The sequence below is a fragment of the Mesorhizobium sp. M2C.T.Ca.TU.002.02.1.1 genome (assembly GCF_003997225.1).
Map to the genome: position 1 here is coordinate 1 of NZ_RZTO01000986.1, position 2,020 is coordinate 2,020.

2 protein-coding genes and 1 pseudogene are annotated in these 2,020 nt (G+C 66.1%); 1 reads left to right on the forward strand and 2 read right to left on the reverse strand.

Translation table 11 applies throughout. The features are described 5' to 3' along the window. A partial coding sequence (locus EOD07_RS32355; RefSeq protein ID WP_164772753.1) for a hypothetical protein occupies positions 1–549 on the forward strand: 549 nt, incomplete at its 5' end. An 86-nt stretch (positions 550–635) separates the two neighbouring features. On the opposite strand, the gene EOD07_RS32360 is transcribed toward EOD07_RS32355, so the two are convergent. Both EOD07_RS32360 and EOD07_RS32365 read right to left on the reverse strand, forming a co-directional pair. Continuing rightward, positions 636–1,346, reverse strand: a complete 711-nt coding sequence (locus EOD07_RS32360; protein WP_127238144.1) for an ABC-type transport auxiliary lipoprotein family protein — start codon at positions 1,344–1,346, stop codon at positions 636–638. Further along, positions 1,327–2,020 (reverse strand): annotated as a pseudogene (locus EOD07_RS32365) (MCE family protein); the annotation flags it as partial. The pseudogene EOD07_RS32365 and the gene EOD07_RS32360, both read right to left, overlap by 20 nt.

Genomic DNA, 2,020 nt, shown 5'->3' on the forward strand with positions numbered 1-2,020 from the left:
CCGCAGGCGCCGCTCGCCGAGACCACGTTGCGCGGCACGCTCGACCTGGAGCGTCCCGCCGAGGCGCCGCGCCGCGAGAACGGCAAGACGCCGCAGGGCGGCTGGGTGCGCGACCTGCTGACCAACGCCTCGCGCGAGGAAGAGCTGCGGCCGGCAGCGCCGGCGGAAGCGCCGCGCGCGACGCCCGCCCAGCGCTCGCCGCTGCATGTCATGGAGTCGCTCAACTCACTCTCCGTCGACATCGCGCGGGCCATCGACCATGACGCCTCGATCGAGCTCTGGAACCGCTACCGGCGCGGCGAGCGCGACGTGTTCACGCGCCGCCTCTACACGCTGAAGGGCCAGCAGACCTTCGACGAGATCCGCCGCAAGTATCAGGCCGAGGCGGAATTCCGCGCCGCGGTCGACCGCTACTGCGAGGATTTCGAGAAGCTGCTCAAGGATGTCTCGCGCAACGACCGCGACAACATCATGGCGCAGACCTATCTGACGTCCGACACCGGCAAGGTCTACACCATGCTGGCCCACGCCAGCGGCCGGCTGCACTAAGGCGCCGGGCAGAACCGGAACTGAAAAAGGCGGGTCTCGACCCGCCTTTTTCACGCCCATAATTTGATTGCCGGCTTGGCCGGCGCTCAGATCGTCTGGTCCGTCCAGCGGACGATGTCCCTCGCCGCCTGGCCGAAGGCGTTGTCCAGCGCGCCGACATAAGCCGCATTGCCGCTGCCGGAGACCGGCGCGCTCGCGGTGAAGTTCTTCGAGGCGCGCACCTCGCCGTTGCGGTCGTTGAGGATGCGCACGAACAGATCGACATCGGCATGCTCGCCGCCATCGACGCGCACCTCGAAGGAGCGTACCTCGACGATGATCTGGTAGTCGATCGCCAGCCCCTCGCCCGGCTTGCCGACGCCGGCAAAGCTGCCGGAGCGCTGGAAGGTTTCGGCCAGCCTCGCCTGCACGATCAGCGGCAGCCGGTCGGCCCATTGCGCGCCCTTCAGGAACTGGATCGAGCTGTCGGAGGGCCTGATGACGATGTTCTGGCTATCGAGCGCCTTGAGCGCCGATGGCTGGGCTATCAGGATCTGGCGACGGCTGTGGGCACGCACGTCGACCGACGGCGCGGACAATTCGAACGTGTCGAGCGGCGCCGGCTTGCCGCCCAAGGCCGCGCAGCCGGCAAGCGAAAGCACCAGCAACGCCGCCGCGGATGATCTGAAACTCCCCGCTACCACCCTGACCGACTTCACGCGCGATCCCCGTTGTCCCCGGATCCTACGATCAACCCGCATTTGCGGTTCATTTTCTTGGAGGTCGCGGCGGCCGAAGTCAACGCCGTGCCCTTCCATCGAACTGTCGGACCTCGCCGTCGCCGCCGGACAGGATGCGCTGCGGATTGCGGCTGAGGTCGGTCACCGCCTCCTCGATGCGGTTGATCGAACGGCGGCTGTCCTGCACCAGCGCCTCAACGTTCTGCAGACCCTGGCCGGAGAAGCGCGACAGGTTGTCGACGATGGTGCCGAGGCGGGAATTCAGCGTGTCGGCCACCTGCTTGAAGGATTTCAACGTCGCCCTGGCATCGGCCATCACGCCGTTGGCCTCACCGGAGCCGAGGAGATTGTCGACCTTGGCCAGGATGCCGTCGACGCGCACCGAGGCGTCGTTGAGACGCTGCGCAAGCTGGCGGGCATTCTTGATCGTGTCATTGATGTCGTCGGAGCGGTTGGCGATCTTGTCGGTGACCTTGGCGATGTCGGAGGCCGCCTTGTCGGCGCTGACGCTGGCCTTCTGGATGTTGGCCAAAGCGGCCTTGACGTCGGCCGGATCGATGCCGTCGAGCACGCCGTTGACCTTGGCCAGTGTCCCTTGCGTCTGCTTGGCGAAATCGTTGATCGAGCCGACCGCCGTGTTGACGTTGCCGATGACGGTGTCGAACTGCTTCGAGGTCTCCTTCAGGTTCGCCGTCACCGTGTCGACATTGGCCACGATACTCTTGATCTGGTCCTTGTCGACGGAATTGAGC

Coding starts and splice junctions, on each gene's coding strand:
- EOD07_RS32360 (WP_127238144.1), bottom strand. CDS start 1,346: ATGGAAGGGCACGGCGTTGACTTCGGCCGCCGCGACCTCCAAGAAAAT.